Origin of the sequence: Flavobacterium chungangensis, from assembly GCF_042654045.1 — a bacterium.
In the GTDB taxonomy this organism is placed as follows: Bacteria; Bacteroidota; Bacteroidia; order Flavobacteriales; family Flavobacteriaceae; genus Flavobacterium; species Flavobacterium chungangensis.
This window is the reverse complement of record NZ_JBHSFY010000010.1, coordinates 194,931-216,509: the sequence shown is the minus strand read 5'-3', so window position 1 is coordinate 216,509 and position 21,579 is coordinate 194,931. Positions and strand designations below refer to the sequence as shown.

Sequence of the window (21,579 nt, the reverse complement as noted above, 5' to 3'; positions counted from 1 at the left end):
TATGGAAGATTTAATAAAGCAGTTCGAAAAAGATCTGAAAGCGCACATGGAATGTGCATATAACGCTTCCACAGAGCCTGATGATATCAAAAGGCTGGACCAGACCGAAAAAACAGTTTTGGATTACGTGGATAATTATCTTTTGGAATCTCCCCTGATCGCAAGGGATGCGGAACGTTCTACCCAGGATATGCTGGATGAATTTGCCCGATCCAAAATAAAAGGCATTGACTAGCAGCTCCCGGTTATTGGCTGCTCTATTTATTACGTGAAAACAACTCGTGGCCCCATCCAGCCTATCCATTGAAAATGCAATTATTGCAGGCACTGGCGTGGCGGATCCATACAGAAAATACAGAGCAGCGGCAGATTGCATCATTTAAATTCTTATCCCTTGTATTCGCTGGATCCCAACTGATTGGGCAACAGGCTTACCAGCCGCCATGACGGCAAAAATGGCAAAATTAGCGTCGACACGGACTACTTTTACGCAAAGGCCTAAAAAAAAAAAACCTGCACCATAAGAAAACGGTACAGGTTCCTTAAAAAAGCAAATCTAATCTTGGAATTGCAATTTGAAATTATTTTTGATCTTCTTCTTTAGCATCGAAGTTGATCGTATTATAAGCAGCTTCCGTCAGTGTCACATCCGCCTGTTTTTCTTCAGACAAGGTTTTCTCCAGCAGCAGCACCGCATCATCCTCTCCCAGCGTTGCAGCAAAGGCAGCCAGCGTGCCGTAGCTCGCAATTTCGTAATGCTCAATTTTTTGTGATGCGGCAATAATTCCGGCATCTCTTACGGGTCCTTTTTCAGTTTCCTCCATAATGCTTTCTCCCTCTTTGATAAGTCCTTCCATGGCGTCGCACTTTTTAGCCGCCGCCTTCTCGCCTACCGATGTAAAAACTTTTTCAAGTCTTGCAACCTGCTCCTGAGTTACCAATAGATGCTCATTGATAGCGCTGATCAGATTTTCAGAAGTCGCATTTTTGGCCATTTTAGGAAGTGCTTTAACCAGCGCCTTTTCAGCCCAGTAAATATCTTTCAGAGAATCCACAAATAATTCTCTGAGGCCTTCTGCAGCAGAAGATTTGGCTTTTACAGTTCCTTTTGAAGACGTCTTAGCGGCGGTGGATTTAGCCGATGCGGCTCCGGTTTTGCTTTTTGAGTCAGCTGTTTTTTTTATTGCAGTTTTCATAATTATTTTTTTTAGTTAATAAGCCAAATTTACAATGAGCGTGCCAACGATGCCTTACAGCTTTCCAACCAATTCTTACAGCATTTAAATATTGAAATGCAGGAAATTGCGATGATGAAGCGCATAACTTTTATGCGTTACCGCATGTGAGCGCATGAAATGCTGCTCACGAATTTTTATTCACTGCCTTGGCAAACTGTTTAGAAAAAACGGCTATAATATGATTAACTTTTTCATGCAGTGCGGAAAATCTATAAAAACTTGTATAAATTATATAAGAAAAAATGGCGGCATTTTGCAGAAATTTGCTGTAAATCAATCTGATGACAGAGGAATCTTTACAAAAATACGGCTTATTCATTTATTTGCTTCCGCTCTGGCTGGGAAAAGCAGCAAAGAGTGTAATACTCTTGAGCAAAAGCCTAATCCCATATAGGCTGTGGAATTGCAGCCACATCGTCCATAAATTATCAACTGGCTTTTGTATAAATTAAAAATGATCATAATGAATACAATTACACCTTGGAGCGCAACTGCACACGCAGATATTGAAAATAGTGAAATACTTTTAGAAAGAAAAGTTCTTGCCTACACCTATCAATTTTACAACACGGGCGATTCGCTTTGGATTGTGGCGGTTCTTCCTGGCAGCGGGCAGATAGCCTTCAGGGCTGCGTTTGCCATGAACAGCTGTTTTGAAGTTTCCAATCTTTTTGATGATCAGGACAGCGTTATTATTTTGTTGAATTCAAGGCTTGGGAATTACGAAGTGCGTGTGGATTTTCCCGATACAGTAACTCCAGTCTTACATTATACGACCTCTTTTACAGCAAACGTTCCGCTGATGATGCCGTTTTGGCCGCGTGATATAATTCCGCTGACACAGAATGGAAATATAGCCAATACTGCCGGCAAAATTCACATGGAACAATTCGGATCCCGTTCAGGACTGCTGTTTTCAAGCATAACAAAACCGCAGACAGGCTCATTTTTTTATTTTCAAAACCTTACCTCCTTATCCGACTACTGTGAATCCACGAAAACAGAATCCAAAAATACAGTCGGGGGAAACTGGCCAGAAATCGGTTTTCAGCTTCCAATAACTGATAAGCTTCCTCTGCCGCCGGACAGGGCTTTCATCATTTCAGATGCTTATATTATTTTTCATGCTGAGATATTTGAAGAAGCAGCCACAATTTGTGAGTACTTTTTAAACAATCTCGTAAAAATTTATAAAGTCCTGCATCAGCCCATAATTGAATATAATCACTGGCCTGATATTGCCCAAAAAGTTATAGCAGATCTAACCCAAAATAAAGGTGCATGGACGCAAAAAGATGGCCTTTCGTATTTAAATGCCTATTTATGCGATTATGAAACGCCGCCAGAAAGCATGGTACAGCTTGCAGTACTGGCTCCATTGAAAGAATATGAAAAATGGAGCGGGGAAAAACAGCCTGTCTGCGAAGATCTAATAAAGGGGCTTTCTGCATTCTATGATAAAAAAATAAACTGCATTAACCGCTGGCTTCCCTCAATGACCGACAAGCTGGACGAATCAGAAGAGCAGAAAAAAGAAATGGTGATGGATTCCTGGTATCTGCACCATCCATTGATGAATCTGGCAAGACTTGCTTTACAGGGCGACAAAACTGCAGAGAAACTGGTGCTGGATTCAATCGAATATGTTATAAAGACGGCACATCATTTTAATTATGAGTGGCCGGTATTTTATAATATGGAAACCCTTGAGGTCATCAAAAAAGAAACGGCTCCCGGAGCCGGCGGAGAAAGGGATGTTCCTGGTGCATACGCGCACTTGATGCTGCTGCTTTTTAAGATAACCAAGGAAAAATGCTACCTGAATGAAGCAGAAAAAGCAGCAAAGAAACTGGAAGACCTTGGATTGAACATTCTATATCAGGCCAATAATACTGCTTTTGCAGCCGGCGCTTTATTGGAATTGTTCAAAATCACCAATAAAAAGCTATATCTCGATTTAAGTTATGTCTGTCTGGCGGGATTGTTTAAAAACATTCAGCTTTATGACTGCAGATACGGGTTTGGCAAAAATTACACCAATTTCTTCTCCATATTTCCTTTAAATGATGCGCCATATACGGCTGCCTATGAAGAATTGGAAGTCTATGCCGCTTTATCAGAATATCTGATTCAGGCACGAGATGTGGCAATTTTACCAGCTGTAAAAACATTGATTGCCGAATTCGTCAAATACGCTATCGGCAGAATTGCCTTTTATTATCCCCCGCTGCTGCCAAAAGAAATGCTGTCGGAACAAGTCAAAACAGGAGAAATACAGGCAGATTTGTGGGTTCCTTTAGAAGATTTATATAACGGCTGGGAGAAAAGCGGCCAAGTAGGCCAGGAAGTCTATGGCGCCGGAATGGCCTTTGGTGTCGTGCCAAGACAGTACATCAAAATTGGCGGTGAGTTTCTGCTTTTTGTTGATTATCCCATTATTCACCAAAGTAAAAGGGGAAATACAGTCACCATAAAATTAGATGGTGATAAAGACTTGAACTGCAATTTGAAAATTATAAAAATTAAAAACAGCAGCATTAAAATGGAGGTCTTTCAGGATAAGCAAACACAAAAACCTTTTACAGCAGATGCGAATATACACGAGTATAAAATTTCAGGTCGGGGTACCATAAAAATTCAGTGGTAATTCTTGATCCTGCAGTTTAAAGGCTCAGAATGTGGAAAATGAACATAAAGATCTACAGGAAAGGATGATCGCAAATACGGTTTTTTTTTTAATATGCGCATCTGCCTATAGTAAAATGGCATAGATAATACCAGATTTGCGGACTAATTTTCATACTAAGACACTGTATTACCGTGACATTTCAATTTGGTATGCGGACAGAATAGGAAATAATAACTATAAAAAAAAAAAACATGGAAAAATTAACAAATTACTTTGGGCAGAACATCAAGGATAAAAAAATAGTTATAACGGGGGGAACAACCGGAATAGGAAAAGCAATTGCCGACGTCTTGGTTTCTCTCGGCGGGCGCGTACTTATTTTTGGAAGGGACAAGGAAGATTTTGAAAAAGCCGTTGCAGATATAAAAAAGCAGTTCCCGGACAGTGAACTTTACGGCACTCCCGCCGATGTTACCAAAAAGGAGGACATTGACAAAATACTTTCAATAGCAGATACCAAGCTCGGTGGAATAGACATCCTAATCAATAATGCGGCCGTTGCAGCCCCGGGACTAACAGAGGAAACTTATGAGGATTACAAATACGCGATTGATACCAACATTACCGGTTATCTTGCCTTTGCCCAGGCAGCTGCTGCACGAATGAAAAAACACAAATCAGGACATATCATCAATATCGGGTCAATGAGCGCGGAGAGCCGCACGGCGGAAAGCACCATTTATGTAGCCACAAAAACAGCCATTCGCGGATTCAGCACCTCACTGCGAAAGGAACTTAATCCACTGGGCATCAAGGTTACCCTTATTGAACCGGGCGCTGTGTCAAGCGACATGCAAACCGATCCGAAGAAAGTACAGCACGAGAAAGTCGAAAAACTGGAGATGCTGGAAGCTTACGATATTGCAATGAGCACTTTGTTTTGTCTCTCGCAGCCAAAAAGATGCGATATCGTTACGATGCAGATCCGTCCGCACCTGCAGATCATTTAATAGAAATACATTTATTCAAGCTTTTGATAAAGATCCGTAAATATATATTTTATGGATACAGATACAGTTTTTTAATAAGTACTAGAATACTGGAGTTGCCTCCAGAAGTGCCACAAAAATCTAAGGCGAGTTTAATAGATTTTTTTCCTTCTTAAGTTTTGTGGCATAATCATGGCACAAGAAATTTTGAACAATCAAGAATCCAGTAAAATCAAAATCTAAGATGTAAAACTATATTGAAGGCTGTTTTTATTTTATTTTATTCATTCAATTTCGTTATCAGGTTCGAGTCCCGTTCCCGCTACTAAAAAAATATAAAACCTGAGAAATCTATATTTCTCAGGTTTTTTTGTGGTTCGATTCTAGCAACTTCAATTTTGCAGAATATATAAATTACAGTGTTTGCAGCAGAACAAGGTTCGAATCCCGTTATGGTAAAATGCCTTTTGCTTTTTAATTTACTCGACAATTATTTTTCTAACAACAGCATAACCTTCACTTTCTAAATACACTAAAAAAATTCCTTTTGGGAATCCTGATAAATTGATGCTGTTAGTGTTTGAGCCATTAGCAAATTTGACAGTTTTTACCAACTTTCCTGATGTTTCGTACACATTTGCCTTTTCTAGCACAATGTTGTCAATATGTAATTCTCCTTTGGTCGGATTAGGATAAATGGCGATTTTGTCAAAAATTAAATCTTCGATTCCTAAAGTGCAAGTTGTTTTCGAATAAATTGCTAATGCATCTTTGGCTGTTGACCAATTGGCATTAGCATAAGCAACATCATCTACCTGAATACAAGATAGTAAAGCATTTGTTTTGAAATTGACAGTAGCTAGTTTGCTATTTTTTCCATTGTTTAAATTCAAAGAGATCAATTTATTATTGGAACAATTCACATCTGTAAGAAGAGTATTCTGAGAAAGGTCTAAACTTACTATTAGATTGTTAGAACAACTCAATTTAGTCAACCATACATTTTTAGAAACATCTAAGGCCGTTAGTTGATTAGAAACGCTGGTTTTGGCATTGATTTTTTTATTGGTTGTTACCATACCATCACAATACAGTTCTGTAAGCTGGGTGTTTTTAGAAACATCTAAAATCGATAGTGGATTCTTTGAACAATCTAAATATTTCAGTGCCATGTTAGAAGATACATCTATTGAAGTCAATAAATTTCCTTGACAGTTTAAGGTTTCCAGGTTTGAAAAATATTGGATACCTGATAAACTGGTAATACCGGAATTGGAAATATCTAAACTGGTTACATTTTTTATGCTGGACAATAAAACCGAACCGTCTTTAATAGTATCAATCCCTAAAGCGATTAACTTGTTCTCGAACTCACCATTAACTTCAATAACGGCAGGGCAACTATGCGAATAACTTGCAGTAGCATCTTTGGCTGTAGCCCAATTTGCGGTAGAATAACTAGCATTATCCACCTGAATGCAGGTTAAATCAGGGTTGTTTGTAAAGTTATTGGTGCTTACAAACCAAGCATTCTTTCCATTCTGCATATTTAGACTTCTTAATTTATTATTATAGCAATAAAAAGTTCCTAAGCTGGTATTCTTAGAAACATCTAAAGCCGTTAATTGATTATCATAACAATCTAACTTTGTTAATCTAATATTTTTTGAAACATCTAAAGCCGTTAATTGATTAGAATAACAAACTAAATATACTAAACCGGCATTCTTTGAAACATCTAAAGCCGTTATTTGATTCTGATGACAATATAATTCTACCAAAGCAAAACTATTAGCAATATACAAACTCGTTAATTGATTATTTTCACAATGTAAAGTCTGTAAATTTCTAAAATCTTGAATTCCGGTTAAATCACTAATAGAACTGGAGGAAACATCCAAGTCGTTTAACCAATAAACGTTGGATGTTAACACTTTTCCGTCAGGAGTTCCAAAATCAATTCCTAATGAGATTAACTTCTTTTCAAAATTCACATCAGGAATAACGGTGTATACTGAGCAATCTCTGCTATAACTTGCAGAAGCGTCCTTATATGACTTCCAAGTGTTATTCGAATAATAATCGCTATCTGCCTGAATGCATCCTAAATCAGGGTTACTTTTAAAGTTTTTGGTATTGAGATATTCATTGCGTCCATTCTTCAAATTTAAACTCATTAACTGATTCGAACTGCAGTCTATATTTCTTAAACCCATATTCTTAGAAACATCTAAATCTGTTAATTGATTAGAATAGCAATACAGGTCGGTTAAAGCAGTATTCTTAGAAACATCTAAAGTTTTTAGTTGGTTGGAATAACAATATAATTTGGTTAAAACACTGCTTTTAGAAACATCAAAACTTATTAATTGATTATTATGGCATCTTAGTTCTGTCAGCGAAACATTTTGCGAAACATTTAAGCTTGCCAATTGATTGGAATAACAGTATAATTCTATTAAAGCCGTATTCTTAGAAACATCCAAAGCCGTTAATTGATTAGAATAACAATACAGCAATGTCAGAGCTAAACTATTCGAAACATCTAAAGCTGTTAATTTGTTGGAATAGCACGTTAATTGCTCTAAAGCGGTATTCTTAGAAACATTTAAACTCGTTAATTGATTCGATTCACAATATAATCTTGTTAAAGCAATATTCTTGGACACATCTAAAGACGTTAATTGATTGCCATTACAATTTAAAAACTGTAAAGCCGTAAAATCTTGAATTCCAGCTAAATTAGTAATAGAACTGCTTGAGACATCTAAAGAAGTTAATGCAGCAATCTTAGCTGTTGGCACTTTTCCATCAACTGCTCCAAAATCAATTCCTAAATAAATCAGCTTCTTCTCAAAATTCACATCAGGAATAAGGGTATATTGAACAAAAGCTGAGCAGTCTAAACTATAACTTGCCTCAGCATCTTTGGCTGTCCAATTGGCAGTAGAATAAGCCACATTATCTACCTGAATACAGCTTAAGCTATTACTATCAAAGGCACTATTGGTCGATAATTTAGAATTATTTCCATTTTTCAAATTAAGACTTACCAATTGATTATCAGAACAATCTAGATATGTCAAAGCAGTATTCTTGGAAAGATCTAAGTTCTTTAGTTGATTATTATAACAATGTAAAATTGTTAAAGAAGTATTCTTAGAAACATCTAAAACTGTTAGTAGGTTATGATAACAACGTAACTCTGTTAAAGCAGTATTCTTGGAAACGTCTATAGTTGTTAAGTAATTGCTTCCAAAACTCAAGTAGGTTAAAGCGGTATTCTTGGAAACATCTAAAGACGTTAATTGATTGCTATCACAAAACAAAGATTTTAAAGCAGTGAAATCCTGAATACCGGTTAAATCGGCAATGAAACCGACTCCCCTAACATTCAAGGTAGTCAGGGTGTTTATTTTTGAAGTTAAAACTTTACCATCTGGTGTGCCTGAATCAATTCCCTGACGGATTAGTTCTGCTTCAAAATATGCATCGGGAATCAGGGTGTATTGTTGAGCAAAAGAAGATACGCTGACAAAGAATATTAAATAAAGTAGTTTTATTTTCATAGGTAATGTTTTGTTAATATTAAAGCTCCTCAAATATATAGAATATTAACTACTATCTTACATAGACTGTTAAAGAAATCAAAAAATGTTTTAATCAAAAAAAACTCTACAAGTATATTTTTAAAAATTTCAAAGGAGATTATCCCAGATATTTAGAACCAGAAAATTTAGTATCAGTGATTTTTATTTTCTTCAAATCATCAAGAAAATGATTCGAGAATTGTCCTGTTAGGGCTACTATAAAAAAGGTAAAGTCTGAGAAATCTAGATTTCTTAGGCTTTTTTTGTGGTTCGAAAAATCTCGTTTCATTTTTTTTAAATAAAAACCACCAGTGTTTTCAGGGAAAATTGGTTCGAGTCCTGTTTAGTCAAATAAAAGACTCAAATTCAAATCCAAAAATAAATCTTCAAAACAGCAGTAAAAACAGCTAAACTTCTGCTAAAACAGATTGTACGTCTGTTGAGCCTTTTCAGATGTGTTCTCAGTGTCAGATTCTTTCTTTCAATATGATTTGTCCCGAAACGTTTTACTGAATGCATTTTCTTATCAATCAAATACCTGTAGTTTTTAAGCCTGTCCGTAAATATCTTTTTTGCTTCTGCCAATTTCAGAGTTTCCAAAACACGATTCAGAGTTTTATTGGTTCGTTTGCCAACATTAAAACTAACCACATTTTTAGAATTCTTTTCCAAAGCATAAACCAGCCAGATATAATTTTTCTTGTGTCTGATATAAGTGCACAGTTCATCTACTTCGTAAGTTTTGCCTCTGCTGACAATTGGTCTTGTTATATTCCTCGCAATGCAGACAATTCTTTTCAATAAGGTTGTCGTTGATATTTTCAGTATTCTTGCCGTGCTCCTTATTCCCAAACCTTCTTTGGTCAACAGCACTATTTCCTGATTGATATCTCCTTTGTAAGCGTTATATCTATAGGTAATCTGCTGTCGTTTTTGACAAATAGTACATTTATAACGCTGATTACCGTTAGATTGAAATCCATTCTTTATGCATTTACCATTGCAAAAATTACATTTTATTTTCATGACCTAATTTGAAACACTAAGGTAAGGCAAAAGCATTTTGAAGCTTATTAAAAGACAAAAAACGAAAGAGACGACCTGCTGGCCGTCTCTTTTCTATTCAATAATTTAATTTCAATATTCTTTTTCAGTTAGTTACACGCGTATGTTATCAAAACACCTAATCTGTAACACTACCGGCGCATTACCAGCTTGCCGAAAAAAATAAAAAACCTGCTGAGGTCTATTGCGAGACCGGATTTGAGAATTTATCGCATTTTTCATTTGCCTTCAAAAAACAATTCGGCTATCCGCCAACCGAATTGCTGAAAATAGACAAGAACTGCTAAAGAGAATGCATTAGTGCTTTCTTTTAAGCGGGCTATTGCCATATCGGGAAGACGGCCCTACAATTTTAAAAATTGGCATTTGATCTGCTTTGGATTCCTCTGGCCAGTTTTAAACATTCTGAAGGCGTCTGTCCCGCAAGTTTTATAAACGCCCTCCAGCAGGTAGCTCTGGATTTAAATCCGCAGGCCGCTGTCATTTTTTCGAGCGTTAAGTCTTTCCACTCATAATCATTTAACCTTTCTTTGAAATGCCTGATTCTCCATAAATGCATATAATCGCTGAAACTGAGCCCCCTTTCCGAATTAATCAGATAGGAAAGATTGTGGAGCTTTATTCCCGTTTCTTCCGCAAGATCAGCGAGAGAAAAATTGCTTTTCAAATAAAGCCTTCTCGAAGTTAGAGCTCTTTCTATATCTGCCAAATAAGCCTGTTTCTGCTCTGGCGCCAGTTTTTTAAAATCCATGTTTTTTTTGAATTGCAGTAATATGAAAATCAGTAAAGCAAAATGATACGCTAAAGGATGGCAGCGCTGTGCTGGCCCATCCGAAAAGCAGAAGGCCGAAAACAGAAGCATAAATTTAGAAATTATTTTAAAAGAAAGCTTATTTTAAGCAAAAAAATAAGCAGTTCTCCATCTGCGATGGAATTCTATTTAATTTCTATACAAAATTTCAAGTAAAGCTTAATATCACGCCGCTGCATGCCAATAGCATACTTGCTTTGCGGCTCCGGAAGCAATTATTTGGAAGACTGCTGCCTGGAAAATCTGCAACCGGATCATCTGGCCCAAAACCTCAGCGCTTCATCACAACCAGATGCTTCAATGCAGGATCATGGAGCAGCCTGTCCATTTCGGTATGGATGATATCCTGCACATCGCGTTTGATCTGCATGTAGTTCTGCTGGACCATTGCATGATCCAGCGTTCTAACAGGCGGTATTTCCCTATAGCTTTCCTCCTCTTTTCGAAGCGCCTCATGATCGTTTAAAATCTCAGAATGAAATATTTTAAGCTTGATTCTGCACTGCGGATCATCGGCTGCCAACCCGACAAATTCCCCCGAGCTCAATGATGAGATCTTCGATGGGGGAACGGCCGCTTCAAGCTGTCTGGAACGGCTGATGGAGGTATCGGCACTGCTAATCGAAATGCTTTCCCGATCCTGCATGATCTTCCCGAAACGCTCCGAGAGCTGCTTGGCCGTATCTCCTGTGACCTGTCCGGAAATGATATTTCCGGTGATGTTCATAATCACATCGGCCTGCTCGCGCCCATAGTCTTTGCGCAGCTGGCTGAAGTCCTGAACCCCCAGGCAGGTGCTCACCCTGTTGCTTCTGGCCGTCGCAATCAGGCCGTCCATATTATTGAGGTAGATGGTCGGAAACTCATCGAAAATGAGGCTGGATTTGAGCTTTCCCTTTTTGTTGACCAGCTTCACCAGACGGTTCACATACAGCGACAATACGGCTCCGTAAATCTGCATCTTCTGCGGATTGTTTCCCATGCAGACTATCTTGGGCTCCACAGGATTATTGATGTCAAGCGTAAAATCATTTCCCGACAGCACATAATAGAGCTGGGGAGAAGACAGCCTCGCCATGGCTATTTTTGCCGAGGCAATCTGCCCTTCGAGCTGCTCCATGGCATCATTGAGATAGGCATTGACAAAAGGGTTGATGAGCACCTCGATTTCCCTGTCGGTGCGCAGCAGGGTGAAGAGGCTGTCGTAGTCTGCCTGCATGAGCTCAATGACATGCGGCAGGGTGCAGAATTCCCCTTCTTTATACCTTCTGAGATACCAGATCACCGCCGACAGAAAGTTGATCGGAGACTCCACAAAAAAGTCCCCCTGCCTTCTGATCCACTCGCGGTTGAGCCCTAGTAAAATGGTGCGAGCCGATTCCGAAGCGTCCGTAATGTCTTCCATGCTCTGCGGATCCAGAGGATTGCATCGGTGCATGATGCTGTCAAAATTAATGAAGTAGCATTTCGGCATCACCTCATATGCATGCTTATATTTTTCAAAGGTATTGTAGACCATTTTGGAAAGGTCATCGTACTTGAAATCATAGACAAACATGCTGAATCCTTTGGCGATGTGCTGGGTGATGACATGGCGTATCACAAAGTAGGATTTGCCGGAACCCGGGCTGCCTAAAACCAGCAGTCCGCGGAAGGGATTGATGATGTTGATCCAGCTGCTGCGCAGCTTATCCTTCAGATAATACTTCGCAGGAAGATTGATCGAATATTCATTTTCCAGCAGCCGCTCCTCCTGCGGGAAGGTCTCGTTTTCATTGTTGAAAATATCGGCCACGGCCAGCCTGTTTCTAATGATGCGGGACAGCAGCGTGCCTCCCGAAAGCACCAGCAGAAATCCCAGAACCGTAACCGCCATATAGAGCATGGCATACGTTGAATCCGCACCTCCACAATGCAGCAGCAGGCCGCTCAGAAAATAGGCCGCAAGCCCTGAAGCCATAAAATAAAGCGCCGTTTTAAGCCGCAGCTTCTCCTCCTTTCTCCCCTTTGCTCCCAACAGCGAAATCAGCAGAAGTCCAAGCGCTAAAATCTTGGACATATGAAAACTTTCAAACAGTCCCGTCCTGTAAACCGCTGCTAAAATTTTATCCCCAAAAGCCCCCGTAAGCTCCCAAAAACGGAATGCCCCATAGCAGCAATAATAAAAATGCAGCATCAGCGCCATGATGCCCATCAGTCTTGTCATATCGAGTATTTTTCTCAGCGCCTGTTCGTTTTCTCCTGTCTGCATAGCTGTAGTTTTTCCCGTTAATGATCTGGATCAGTTCAGATCCGAACGCCCTTTTCTTTTTCTCTTTTTCCTTCTTCCCTTAAACTTTGCACTCGCATAATCGCCCTGCCATTCGGGTTTCATAAGCCCCTCCAGCACTTTTGCATTCATGCCTTCAGATGCCTCTTCTGAGGACTGATGGCTGCCGCCAGCCATACGCTTCTGAAGGGCCTCTTCAGGCGATGCCGGCTGCTGCTGCTCTGCTGGTTTCCCGCAGCGTTCCAGTACCGCTTTGGCGCTGTAATTTCTTCCCAGCGAACTGCCGTTAAACACGCATCTGGTCACATGATCCACATAGGTCACACCATACGCCAGACCTGCATCGCTCTTTCGCATCACGGCATTGATTCCCTTCTTTTCGAGCAGCAGAACCAGCCTGTCCAAAGTCAGATTCCTTCCGAAAAAAGCGCTGTCCAAAGCACTGCGGATCCTCTTTTTTTCAAAAGCCCTTTCGGCATTGTTCACAGCAAATTTTCTTTCCAGAAAAGCCAGTGTGGGACGCATCGGAAAGTCGCTTGCCTTTATGGGAACGCCTATCGGTTTTCCCTTCTCATCCACTATGCGGTACAGCAGCCCTCCTGAGGTGAACACGCGCGAGTTTTGGCTTCCCCTGTCCGCCTTAATATTGTAGAGCCCCAGCACCGCGTTGAGCTCGGCCAGCGATGTGTATTTGTAGGATGGCAGCACCGAATGCAGCACTGCGGAAATGGCTTTTTTGGCTTCCATTTTCCCGTACTGCGCTTTAGCGGCGGGCACCGGCTTCAGGGAAGAAAACAGCTCCCTTTTTGCATCCTCGGCCCGCACCAGTCCGAAGCCTTTCTCAATCTCTTTCCTTGCCTTTTCCGACTGGTTTCTTCCGATGTTCTGCATGTCGATCCTCGAGCCGTCTGGCCTCACTTTTATCGACACCAGATGAATGTGCGGATGTCCCGCATCGTGATGCCGGTAGACCAGATAGGGCTGCTCTGCAAAACCTATTTTCTCCATATAGGCATGGGCGATTTCCATGAGCCTTTCCGGGGAGTAATTCTCGGACGGGTGAAAGTTTAAGGAGATGTGCACGCTGCCTCTTTTCACATTCCCGTTAAGGGCATTCTGACGCAGCAGCCTGCCCAATTTCATCGCAGGATTCATGCGCGAAACATCCATCGGATAATTGCCCTCTCCGATGCACTCCGCCGCCCCTTCTCTGACCTTGTTTTCATTGTAATTGAAAATGCTCCGCACCGAATGCCCCGTGTTTATGACTGCAACCATTTCCCGGCTGTTTTTTCCATGACCTTCTGGATTTCTTCCACCTTTTCCAGCAGGGCTGCACGCTGGGCTTCACTCTGCATGATCCAGTCCCTGAACTCCTGAATCTGCCTGAGGGCATGGAGCTTTTTAACCGCCTGGTTAAAGTTGTTTGCAAGGGCGTTGAGCTCTTTGCGCAGGCGGATGGTTTCCAGCATCATCTCATCAAGGGATGCATTGCGGTATTTGACGGTAATAGGCATTCCCAGAATGCATTTTCTGAGATATTCGCTCATCTGCCGGCAGTCGGTCCCCTTAAGCCTTTTCACTAGTCTGCCGTATTCTTCAGCGGTAAAGCGCACCGCGGCAATGCGGTTTCTGTTCAAACTCTTTTTCTCCATCTTCTCTCCTTTTCATTTTTAAACTTCATTATAGCCAGATCGCCTTTGAGAATCACTGCCGCGAGTTCCGAGCATAAGGCAGCCGGATGCGTTTGTTAAACAAACGGACATCTGGCCGACTGCAGGAACGGGGCAGTCCGCTTGAACCCTTAAAGCCATGCAGCATTAAAAAGCATCCTGCAGCGATTCTTCAGCTAATGTAGAAAAGCAGGATGGATGCCGCCTATCCCCGCCATATTTTGAACGGGGTGTTTTCAGCGCTTCACCGTATCTTTGAGAGAATCAATTATTAATTTAAAACGCGGGAATTATGCTGACGGAAAATGATGCGGTGAGGGTGTTCGATACGATTATGAGCAGCCCCGGAATGAATGAGATGGTGAGAATGGATCTGAAGATTTCGCGAAAAAATGTGCTGCTGCTCCACCATGCGATTGGGCGCGGCATTGCGGAAAATGGCGGCAGCCTTTCGGCGCTGCTCCAGAGCACTTCCAAGGAAAATGCCCAAGAGCTCAAACAGCTCTCCGAGGAGTGCCTGCAGCGCGCCGGACTTACCGAACTGAACCAGAAGCTCTCTGAATTGGGAGCGGGCAAGAAACAGTAGGGGAACAAAAAAAGCCGCTGGCGCACTCATGCTGGCGGCTTTGCCATTTATGGGTCTCTCTTTTTCAACCAGGCTTTAATTATTCTCTTTTTACAGGGGTCGGAAAAACTGCCCCATAAAAGCCTAATTTAAATCCAGCCCAGCTAATCCGCACAAAAAAGCCCCTTAAGATTAAGGGGCTTCTTGGCAGCCGGCGGGTGCCTGAAAAGGTATGCGGCAATTAACTAAATCATTGTACAGAACCTTCAGACGAACCCCGCCGGTCCCCTGTTTTTTTTTCTGCCTGACTATAAGTTTTACCGTACCATAATAAAGCAAAATTACGCAATGCAGCCCATCAGACCCTTACAGCATATGATCCAAAAATTACAGATTTTTAAGCTCAGCGGCAGAAGCCTATCCGAATCGCAGCGCCAGATTAAAATTTATCAGGGCATAAAGGCATTCTTACCGCATAAAGCTTTATAAAGAGCTCAAAAACTGTATCCCCGTAAGCCCGTTCCCGCACAGTCTATTTCTTCTTTCTGAAGAGAATCAGAAAAGAAAGAAAGAATAATGAAATAGAAAAGGCGCTATAAAGCGCCTTCATCCGCAAAGGAGTAATAGCTTTCCTCTGTAATGATCAGATGGTCCAGCAGCTTGATATCGAGCAGCTCGCCTGCCTTTGCAATTTTTGCGGTAATGCACCTGTCAGGATTTGAAGGCAGCAGAGATCCCGATGGATGGTTGTGGGCGATGACCAGTCCTACTGCGCCTGCTTTAAGCGCAGCGGCAAACAGCAGCCTGATATCTACGACGGTTCCCGTAATTCCTCCTGAGGAGGCTTCATAAATGCCCAGCACTTTATTGGACTGGTTGAGCAGCAGCACTTTGAACTGCTCCAGAAATCCGATCTTTCCGGGATCCCAGCAGCCCTTCAAAAGCGTAAAGGCATATGATGAGGATGCAATATGCGGCCTTTCTGAATTCTTAACTTTTGTCTTATAGATCAGATCGATTTCTGAAACGATTTTCCAATTGCTGTTTTCTGCTGTTTCCATGATGCTAAATATTTAAGATTAATTTTAGCACCGCCTTCGGGCAGAAGGGAGCAAGCGCAGAAAGCAACGCAATAAAGCAGGGCGCATGCCCTGCATTTATGGGGGAATTTTGTGCGGCGCCCCGAACCGCTGTGCCCGACCTTTGTGATGGAATTAAACGGTATTTACATCCCCTCTATTTCCCTCATCCGTGAGGAAAAAAGAATCGGGGAAGACCGAAAAAGCCGCATCGCAGAAGAGCCTCCGCATTAAATGCTGCAGTTAAGGTGCCGGCACATATCTGGTTCCCAGCACGGTGATAAAACACTATGGAAAATGAAGTGTTAAATATGCGGTAAAACCAATGCCTGCCTTGCCTGATGTGGTGTTTTGAATTATTTTTGCAGCATGAATTATGAAGATATAAAACGCCATTTTGAGAACACCCCCCCTCCGAAAGAAGTCGTGTGGACAGAATGGGCAAAGATCACCGATACGCAGGTTTTCCTTAAGAGCTGCTATATCGGCATCAGAAACTTTAACGGTCCTCCAGACCGCTGTCCGGCATGGTGGCATCTGAGGGATTTCTATCTTCTCATGAAAAAAACTGCCCAGCAGACTGCCGCCAGTGAAAGTGCTGGGGAAAACGCCGCCGGAGAAAATAGGAATGAAGAAAATGATGGGCAAGCTGCTGCCGAACACACTGCAGCGGGAGCCCATTCCGGAGCAGAAAGCCAACTTTAAAAAGCATCCATTCTTCTGCGGGACAGGAGAAATTTTGATCGGTCTGCCGTGCCTCTGCTTCCGCCTTCTTCCAGTATCTGCTGCAGGAGATCTTTAAGATCCTGAAAAAGGCCCGGCTTAACCGCATAAAAGTCCGCTCCCAGCTTACGGGACATTTCAATATGAATGCTGCTGCTGCTGGTGGAAAGCATAATCACCTGCACGTCATCAAAACAGCTGGCGCTTCTAATTTCTTTAAGACATTCAAATCCATTTTTGCAGGGCATATTAATGTCAAGAAATATGATTTCAGGCTTGCCGCAATCCGTTTTATCGAGGTTATCTAAAAGCTGCTGTCCGTCTTCGGATACTTTCACAGCAATTTCAGGATGGATTTCCCTTAAAGCTTCCATAAATAAAATTCTGTCATCCTCATCATCTTCTGCCAGATAGATAGTCTTACGGGAGTTCTGTTCTTCTTGTGCCATAGCTTAAAAAAATTATGCAGGTTGATAGAAATTTTAAAAATCCGCAAAAATTTATACCCGAGAAAATATAAGCTTTTGTAAAAGCTGCAGAAAACGAAGGAATGTTTCTCTGCAGCACTATAAATGTAAGAAAAATTTCTTGTGAAAAATACCAGAAAATCAAGAAATCAGTCTGCAGACTGTTGGACAAACAAAACTCCTCAGGAAAAATGCATCCGTTTTCGCCCATAAAAGCCTCTGCGAAATTTCTGAATAAAGATTAAAAATGTAAGACAGCTGCTGTCAGAATCCCTGAAAAATAAGGACACTTAAATTTTGCTGCTATTTGTAACATATGATTCTTTTAAAATTGTTCTTATCTGCACTAATTTTGTCAGATAGAAAATGAAAAAACAATAAGCTGTGCGCTTGCAGCCATAAGCCCGTTTCAGTTCTCTGCTAAAGTATGCCCCGTTCGCAGCATAATTGCACGCCGCACGGCTAATCCAAGGAGACAGAAAATTAAACCGCGAGGACACAAAATGGGATCCGGCCGCTTCTGAAAGCCTTTTATAAATAAATGCAAAGCAGAGCCACAAGCTAAAATATGTAAAGAAATGATTCTTTTTGATGACACTGAAATTTTTTCATCAGGAAATGGCGGCAGAAAAATATTTGACGCCCCTGATGCCGATCTGCTGCTGATTGACAACTTTTTCAGCAAGCAGGAATCCGATCATTATTACAATGTTTTATACCAAGGCACCCAGTGGAGGGAATATGAAATGCCCATGTATGACAAGGTGGTTACGGCTCCCCGCATGATCTCGTGGTACGGGGACAGCAGCAGGCCTGAGCGCAAATCCAATCCGGATTGGCCTTTGGAACTGCTGCAGATCAGGGAGCGTGTGGAAAACGAAACCCGAATAAACTTTAACGGCGTGCTGCTCAATCTCTACAGGGACGGTACTGACGGTGTGGGATGGCACAGCGACAAGACCTCATCAAGCAATAAGAATATGAACATTGCTTCTGTGACTTTCGGGGAAACGCGTCTGTTCCGTCTCCGCCATAAAGTGCTCAAAGGTATTGCGCCAATTGAAATTCCGCTGCACCACGGAACCTTTCTTCTCATGGCAGGAAGCACCAATACCTACTGGGAGCATCAAGTGCCTAAGACAGCCCGTCCCGTTCTGCCCAGGATCAACCTTACCTTCCGTCAGGTCAGGGAAATATAAAATGGAGATTCCTTTTTAATTTATTGAAAACCATAGCAATCCTATAATAATCCTGTTTTATAATATAACAGCTTTGTTTTATGTCACAGTAACTTTGGGAATAGCTATAAAAATTTAAAAATCATGGAAAATGTGCATAACAACGGAAAAGAGCAAAGCGCTCATATCGATATTTCGCAGCAGGCTGAAATCCAGCAGTGGGCTGAAAAGTTAAATGTCCCAGAGGAGATATTAAAAGATGCCGTAAGGGCGGCGGGCACTACTGTAGAAGAAGTAACTGAGCACCTGAATGAAACTCCTCCTTCCAGAGAAAGCGCCTCAGAAACCGTTCGTTTGAAAGACGGTCCCTGGCATGATGAAAAGGAGAATAGTGGGCAGCACAATCCGCAGGGAAAGAGCATTGAAGAGGCAACAGACCCTTCAAAACTATCACAGCTTTAAGTTTCAAAAAACCCATTATCATCCATATTAATAACTGCTTTTTTATAATTGTTTTATAAAAAGGGAAAACGAAAATATGGAAAAAATCCTGAAGGGCATTTTTTTGATTAAACAATCAAATGATTTTCTTCAGGATTTTATTTTAAGATAGCCGCCGGCCGCATTAACGACAGGTAAAGCATCCTAAATATAACAATTGCTTCTTACCCTTCTTTTGAGTTAATTGCATAAATTTGTGCTGCAGACTCTTTGATCTGCCCCTGTGCTTTAAAAAATAAATAGAGATCAAAAACATTCCGTTTTAAAAATGAACGATCCAATTCTAGAGAACCTTAATCCCAGCCAGCTCCAAGCCGTGAAAACCACGGAAGGTTATGTCCGTGTCATTGCCGGTGCCGGCTCAGGAAAAACAAAGGCCCTTACCTCCCGCTTTGCCTACATCGTGGACAGGCTCGGCATCAATTCGTCCAACATCCTCTGCGTTACCTTTACCAATAAAGCGGCGCAGGAAATGAAAAGGCGCGTCAAGGCGCTGATTGGAGATCTTTTTGATGTGAGCTTCATTACCACCTACCACGGGTTCTGCGTGAGGTTTCTTCGTGAAGAGATCAACAAGATCCACTACCCTAAGAACTTTATCATACTGGATGCCGAGGACCAGAAAACCATTTTAAGGGAGGTATTCAATGAGCTGGACATCAATTCGAAAAACCTGACTTTCAAACAGGTGCTCCGCTTTATTTCCAAACAGAAGAGCACGTCTGATTATCTGGGATATATGCTGGATAACAAAAGCTTCGACCCTGACGAGAAGGACTCGCTTTCCAGCCGCGTGTACCAGAAATACCTCGACAAGCAGAAACGCAACTATGCGCTGGATTTCGATGACCTGATCCATTTTACGGCTTTCATACTCGACAGCAGTCCCGATGTGCTTGCCAAATGGCAGGAAATGCTGCATTACATACAGGTCGATGAGGCGCAGGACAGCTCCGACAGCCAGTTCCATCTGGTGGAAATGCTCTCGCGTGTGCACCAGAACCTGTTTCTGGTAGGCGATCCCGACCAGACCATCTATGAATGGCGCGGCGCAAAACCGGAATATCTGGTGGAATTCGACAGGATGTTCCCTGACACGCAGACCATCATCATGAACCAGAACTACCGCTCTACGCCAAATATTCTCAAAGTCGGCAACCATATCATTAAAAACAATAAGGTAAGGGTGGACAAGGATATGGTCACCGAAAATCCCGAGGGTGTTGAAGTGGTGCATTTCCATGGCAAAAATGATTACGAAGAAACGTTATGGGTGGCTTCGGAAATCAAGGAAATCCTTAAAACGGAAAATGCCTCCTATTCCGATATCACTATTCTTTACCGCTCCAACCATCTGTCACGAAATATTGAACAGGCGCTCATCAAAGAAAATATTCCCTATGCCATATTTGGAGGCGTGCGCTTTTTTGAACGAAAGGAAATCAAAGATGTGCTATCCTTTTTAAGGCTTATCGTTCAGGGGGATAATTTCTCTTTTCTGCGCCTGCACAACCATCCGTCAAAAGGGCTCGGTAAAAAATTCCTCGAAAGGCTGAGCCTTCTGGCAGGAGAACAGAACCTGTCGCTGCTTCAGGCTTTGGAAAAGAATATGGAAGATAAAGAGCTGAATAAAAAAGGAGCCGCTGATTTCCTTGCTCTGGTAGCTGCACTGAAAATAGAGGCCGAAACAAATTCGATTTCCGATCTGGTTAAAATCATACTCGATAAAAGCGGGCTTTCCGAGCTCTACCGAAAAGATGGCGATGAAGACAGGCTGGAAAATATAAAAGAGCTCGTAAGCTCCATGCTGCTGCTGGAAAAAGAAAACAACGGCCCTGTAAATATCGCTGAATACCTTCAGGAAGTGGCGCTTTACACCGATCTTGACAAAGACACGGAAAACCAGGACAAGGTGCGCCTGATGACCATCCATATCTCCAAAGGCCTTGAATTCCCCTACGTATTCCTTTGCGGTTTTACCGAAGGGGTGCTGCCAAGCGCGCTTTCGATTAAAGAAAGGAGAAAACGGGCCATAGAGGAAGAAAGAAGGCTGATGTACGTGGCAGTCACGCGCGCCGAGAAAAGGTTTTACATGACCGATTCGGAAGGCTTCAATTTTACCACGGGTCTTAATAAATACCCCTCAAGGTTTCTCTTTGAAATCAAGGAGGAGTTTTACGTTCGCAAAGGGAAACTCTCTCCGGAAATCCTCCAGGCTGCGCAGTCATCTGCAGCAGCTTCAAAAAATAGCGGAGATACTGCTTTTAGCGAGGGAGACCTTGTGCAGCATCCGGTCTGGAACAGAGGAAAAGTGGTTGCTGTGGACAGCGGGAAAAACCAGTACATCGTGCATTTTTTCGAGATGGGAAAAGAAAAGCCCATTGATTTTGCTTTCCGCCTTCTCACTGCCGCATCAGATTCCCCAGAAGAGGGCTCTTCTCCTGCCGATCTCTTAAATCTCCACGAAAACCTAAAAAACGCCCCTGATCCATTTTCGGATGAAATAGAAAAGGCTGGCCCGGAGGCCAATATAAATCAGAGCATTTTTAATGGCAAAGGCATAGATCCGGAGCAGGAAGAATGGTAAGGCTCCTGCACTAAAATGGATGCCGCCATACCCTTCAATTAAAAAACTTAATTCGCCTGCTTTACTGCAAAAGCCCACTGTTCAATTGAAGCAATGGGCTTTATCCTGTATCGGCATATAATCAAGGAATCCTTAAGCTTTTCAGCATCGGCATCCGGTCTATTGGAGTGTACTTATGCTATAACGCCGTAAAACGTCATTTTAGCGTGCAGCAT

At 41.9% G+C, this 21,579-nt stretch carries 18 protein-coding genes and 1 pseudogene; 10 read left to right on the top strand and 9 right to left on the bottom strand.

Features of this window, described 5'->3' with window-relative positions:
- The first annotated feature begins 1 nt into the window (after position 1).
- Positions 2-235 (top strand): hypothetical protein, encoded by a 234-nt coding sequence (locus tag ACFO3N_RS16610; RefSeq protein ID WP_379799541.1) that lies wholly within the window; start codon positions 2-4, stop codon positions 233-235.
- 346 nt (positions 236-581) lie between these two features.
- On the opposite strand, the gene ACFO3N_RS16605 is transcribed toward ACFO3N_RS16610, so the two are convergent.
- Positions 582-1,196: a YciE/YciF ferroxidase family protein gene (locus tag ACFO3N_RS16605; RefSeq protein ID WP_379799539.1), complete on the bottom strand. Its 615-nt coding sequence runs from the start codon at positions 1,194-1,196 to the stop codon at positions 582-584.
- 220 nt (positions 1,197-1,416) lie between these two features.
- Here ACFO3N_RS16605 and ACFO3N_RS16600 point away from each other — a divergent pair, with 220 nt between their 5' ends.
- The 3 genes from ACFO3N_RS16600 (at position 1,417) to ACFO3N_RS16590 (ending at position 4,877) form a co-directional block, all read left to right on the top strand.
- A complete protein-coding gene (locus tag ACFO3N_RS16600) occupies positions 1,417-1,632 on the top strand; it encodes a hypothetical protein (RefSeq protein ID WP_379799537.1) in 216 nt (71 codons plus the stop codon).
- A gap of 69 nt (positions 1,633-1,701) precedes the next feature.
- Positions 1,702-3,885: a hypothetical protein gene (locus tag ACFO3N_RS16595; protein WP_379799535.1), complete on the top strand. Its 2,184-nt coding sequence runs from the start codon at positions 1,702-1,704 to the stop codon at positions 3,883-3,885.
- 233 nt (positions 3,886-4,118) lie between these two features.
- Positions 4,119-4,877 (top strand): SDR family oxidoreductase, encoded by a 759-nt coding sequence (locus tag ACFO3N_RS16590; RefSeq protein ID WP_379799533.1) that lies wholly within the window; start codon positions 4,119-4,121, stop codon positions 4,875-4,877.
- 458 nt (positions 4,878-5,335) lie between these two features.
- On the opposite strand, the gene ACFO3N_RS16585 is transcribed toward ACFO3N_RS16590, so the two are convergent.
- Positions 5,336-8,425: a T9SS type A sorting domain-containing protein gene (locus ACFO3N_RS16585; RefSeq protein ID WP_379799530.1), complete on the bottom strand. Its 3,090-nt coding sequence runs from the start codon at positions 8,423-8,425 to the stop codon at positions 5,336-5,338.
- A gap of 387 nt (positions 8,426-8,812) precedes the next feature.
- Positions 8,813-9,472: an IS1 family transposase gene (locus tag ACFO3N_RS16580; RefSeq protein ID WP_379799528.1), complete on the bottom strand. Its 660-nt coding sequence runs from the start codon at positions 9,470-9,472 to the stop codon at positions 8,813-8,815.
- A gap of 176 nt (positions 9,473-9,648) precedes the next feature.
- Here ACFO3N_RS16580 and ACFO3N_RS16575 point away from each other — a divergent pair.
- Positions 9,649-9,798, top strand: a pseudogene (locus ACFO3N_RS16575) (helix-turn-helix domain-containing protein); the annotation flags it as partial.
- A gap of 65 nt (positions 9,799-9,863) precedes the next feature.
- On the opposite strand, the gene ACFO3N_RS16570 reads toward ACFO3N_RS16575, so the two are convergent.
- The 4 genes from ACFO3N_RS16570 to ACFO3N_RS16555 all read right to left on the bottom strand — a co-directional run bounded on the left by ACFO3N_RS16570 (position 9,864) and on the right by ACFO3N_RS16555 (position 14,246).
- Positions 9,864-10,262, bottom strand: coding sequence for a helix-turn-helix domain-containing protein (locus ACFO3N_RS16570; RefSeq protein ID WP_379799525.1), 399 nt, complete (start codon positions 10,260-10,262; stop codon positions 9,864-9,866).
- A gap of 331 nt (positions 10,263-10,593) precedes the next feature.
- Positions 10,594-12,573 (bottom strand): conjugal transfer protein MobC, encoded by a 1,980-nt coding sequence (mobC, locus tag ACFO3N_RS16565; RefSeq protein ID WP_379799523.1) that lies wholly within the window; start codon positions 12,571-12,573, stop codon positions 10,594-10,596.
- A 30-nt stretch (positions 12,574-12,603) separates the two neighbouring features.
- Positions 12,604-13,869, bottom strand: coding sequence for a relaxase/mobilization nuclease domain-containing protein (locus tag ACFO3N_RS16560; RefSeq protein WP_379799521.1), 1,266 nt, complete (start codon positions 13,867-13,869; stop codon positions 12,604-12,606).
- Entirely contained in the window at positions 13,854-14,246 is a 393-nt protein-coding gene (locus ACFO3N_RS16555) for a plasmid mobilization protein (protein WP_379799519.1), read from the bottom strand. The genes ACFO3N_RS16560 and ACFO3N_RS16555 overlap by 16 nt, the downstream gene beginning before the upstream one ends.
- 310 nt (positions 14,247-14,556) lie before the next feature.
- Between ACFO3N_RS16555 and ACFO3N_RS16550 the strand changes: the two genes are divergently transcribed.
- Positions 14,557-14,850, top strand: a complete 294-nt coding sequence (locus ACFO3N_RS16550) for a hypothetical protein (protein ID WP_379799516.1) — start codon at positions 14,557-14,559, stop codon at positions 14,848-14,850.
- A 572-nt stretch (positions 14,851-15,422) separates the two neighbouring features.
- Here the strand turns inward: ACFO3N_RS16550 and ACFO3N_RS16545 are convergent.
- Positions 15,423-15,890 carry a JAB domain-containing protein gene (locus ACFO3N_RS16545; protein ID WP_379799514.1) on the bottom strand — a complete coding sequence of 156 codons (468 nt, stop codon included), beginning with the start codon at positions 15,888-15,890 and terminating at the stop codon, positions 15,423-15,425.
- A 387-nt stretch (positions 15,891-16,277) separates the two neighbouring features.
- Between ACFO3N_RS16545 and ACFO3N_RS16540 the strand changes: the two genes are divergently transcribed.
- Positions 16,278-16,613, top strand: a complete 336-nt coding sequence (locus ACFO3N_RS16540) for a DUF6965 family protein (protein WP_379799512.1) — start codon at positions 16,278-16,280, stop codon at positions 16,611-16,613.
- Here the strand turns inward: ACFO3N_RS16540 and ACFO3N_RS16535 are convergent.
- A complete protein-coding gene (locus tag ACFO3N_RS16535) occupies positions 16,610-17,080 on the bottom strand; it encodes a response regulator (protein WP_379799510.1) in 471 nt (156 codons plus the stop codon). The two genes, ACFO3N_RS16540 and ACFO3N_RS16535, sit on opposite strands and share 4 nt — an antisense overlap.
- Before the next feature lie 596 nt (positions 17,081-17,676).
- Between ACFO3N_RS16535 and ACFO3N_RS16530 the strand changes: the two genes are divergently transcribed.
- From ACFO3N_RS16530 to ACFO3N_RS16520, 3 genes are all read left to right on the top strand, one after another.
- Positions 17,677-18,297: an alpha-ketoglutarate-dependent dioxygenase AlkB family protein gene (locus ACFO3N_RS16530; protein WP_379799508.1), complete on the top strand. Its 621-nt coding sequence runs from the start codon at positions 17,677-17,679 to the stop codon at positions 18,295-18,297.
- Between the two features lie 123 nt (positions 18,298-18,420).
- Positions 18,421-18,738, top strand: a complete 318-nt coding sequence (locus ACFO3N_RS16525) for a DUF3606 domain-containing protein (protein WP_379799506.1) — start codon at positions 18,421-18,423, stop codon at positions 18,736-18,738.
- A gap of 307 nt (positions 18,739-19,045) precedes the next feature.
- The gene (locus tag ACFO3N_RS16520) at positions 19,046-21,364 is read left to right on the top strand and encodes an ATP-dependent helicase (RefSeq protein WP_379799504.1); all 2,319 of its coding nucleotides are present in this window, start codon (positions 19,046-19,048) and stop codon (positions 21,362-21,364) included.
- Positions 21,365-21,579 lie beyond the last annotated feature (215 nt).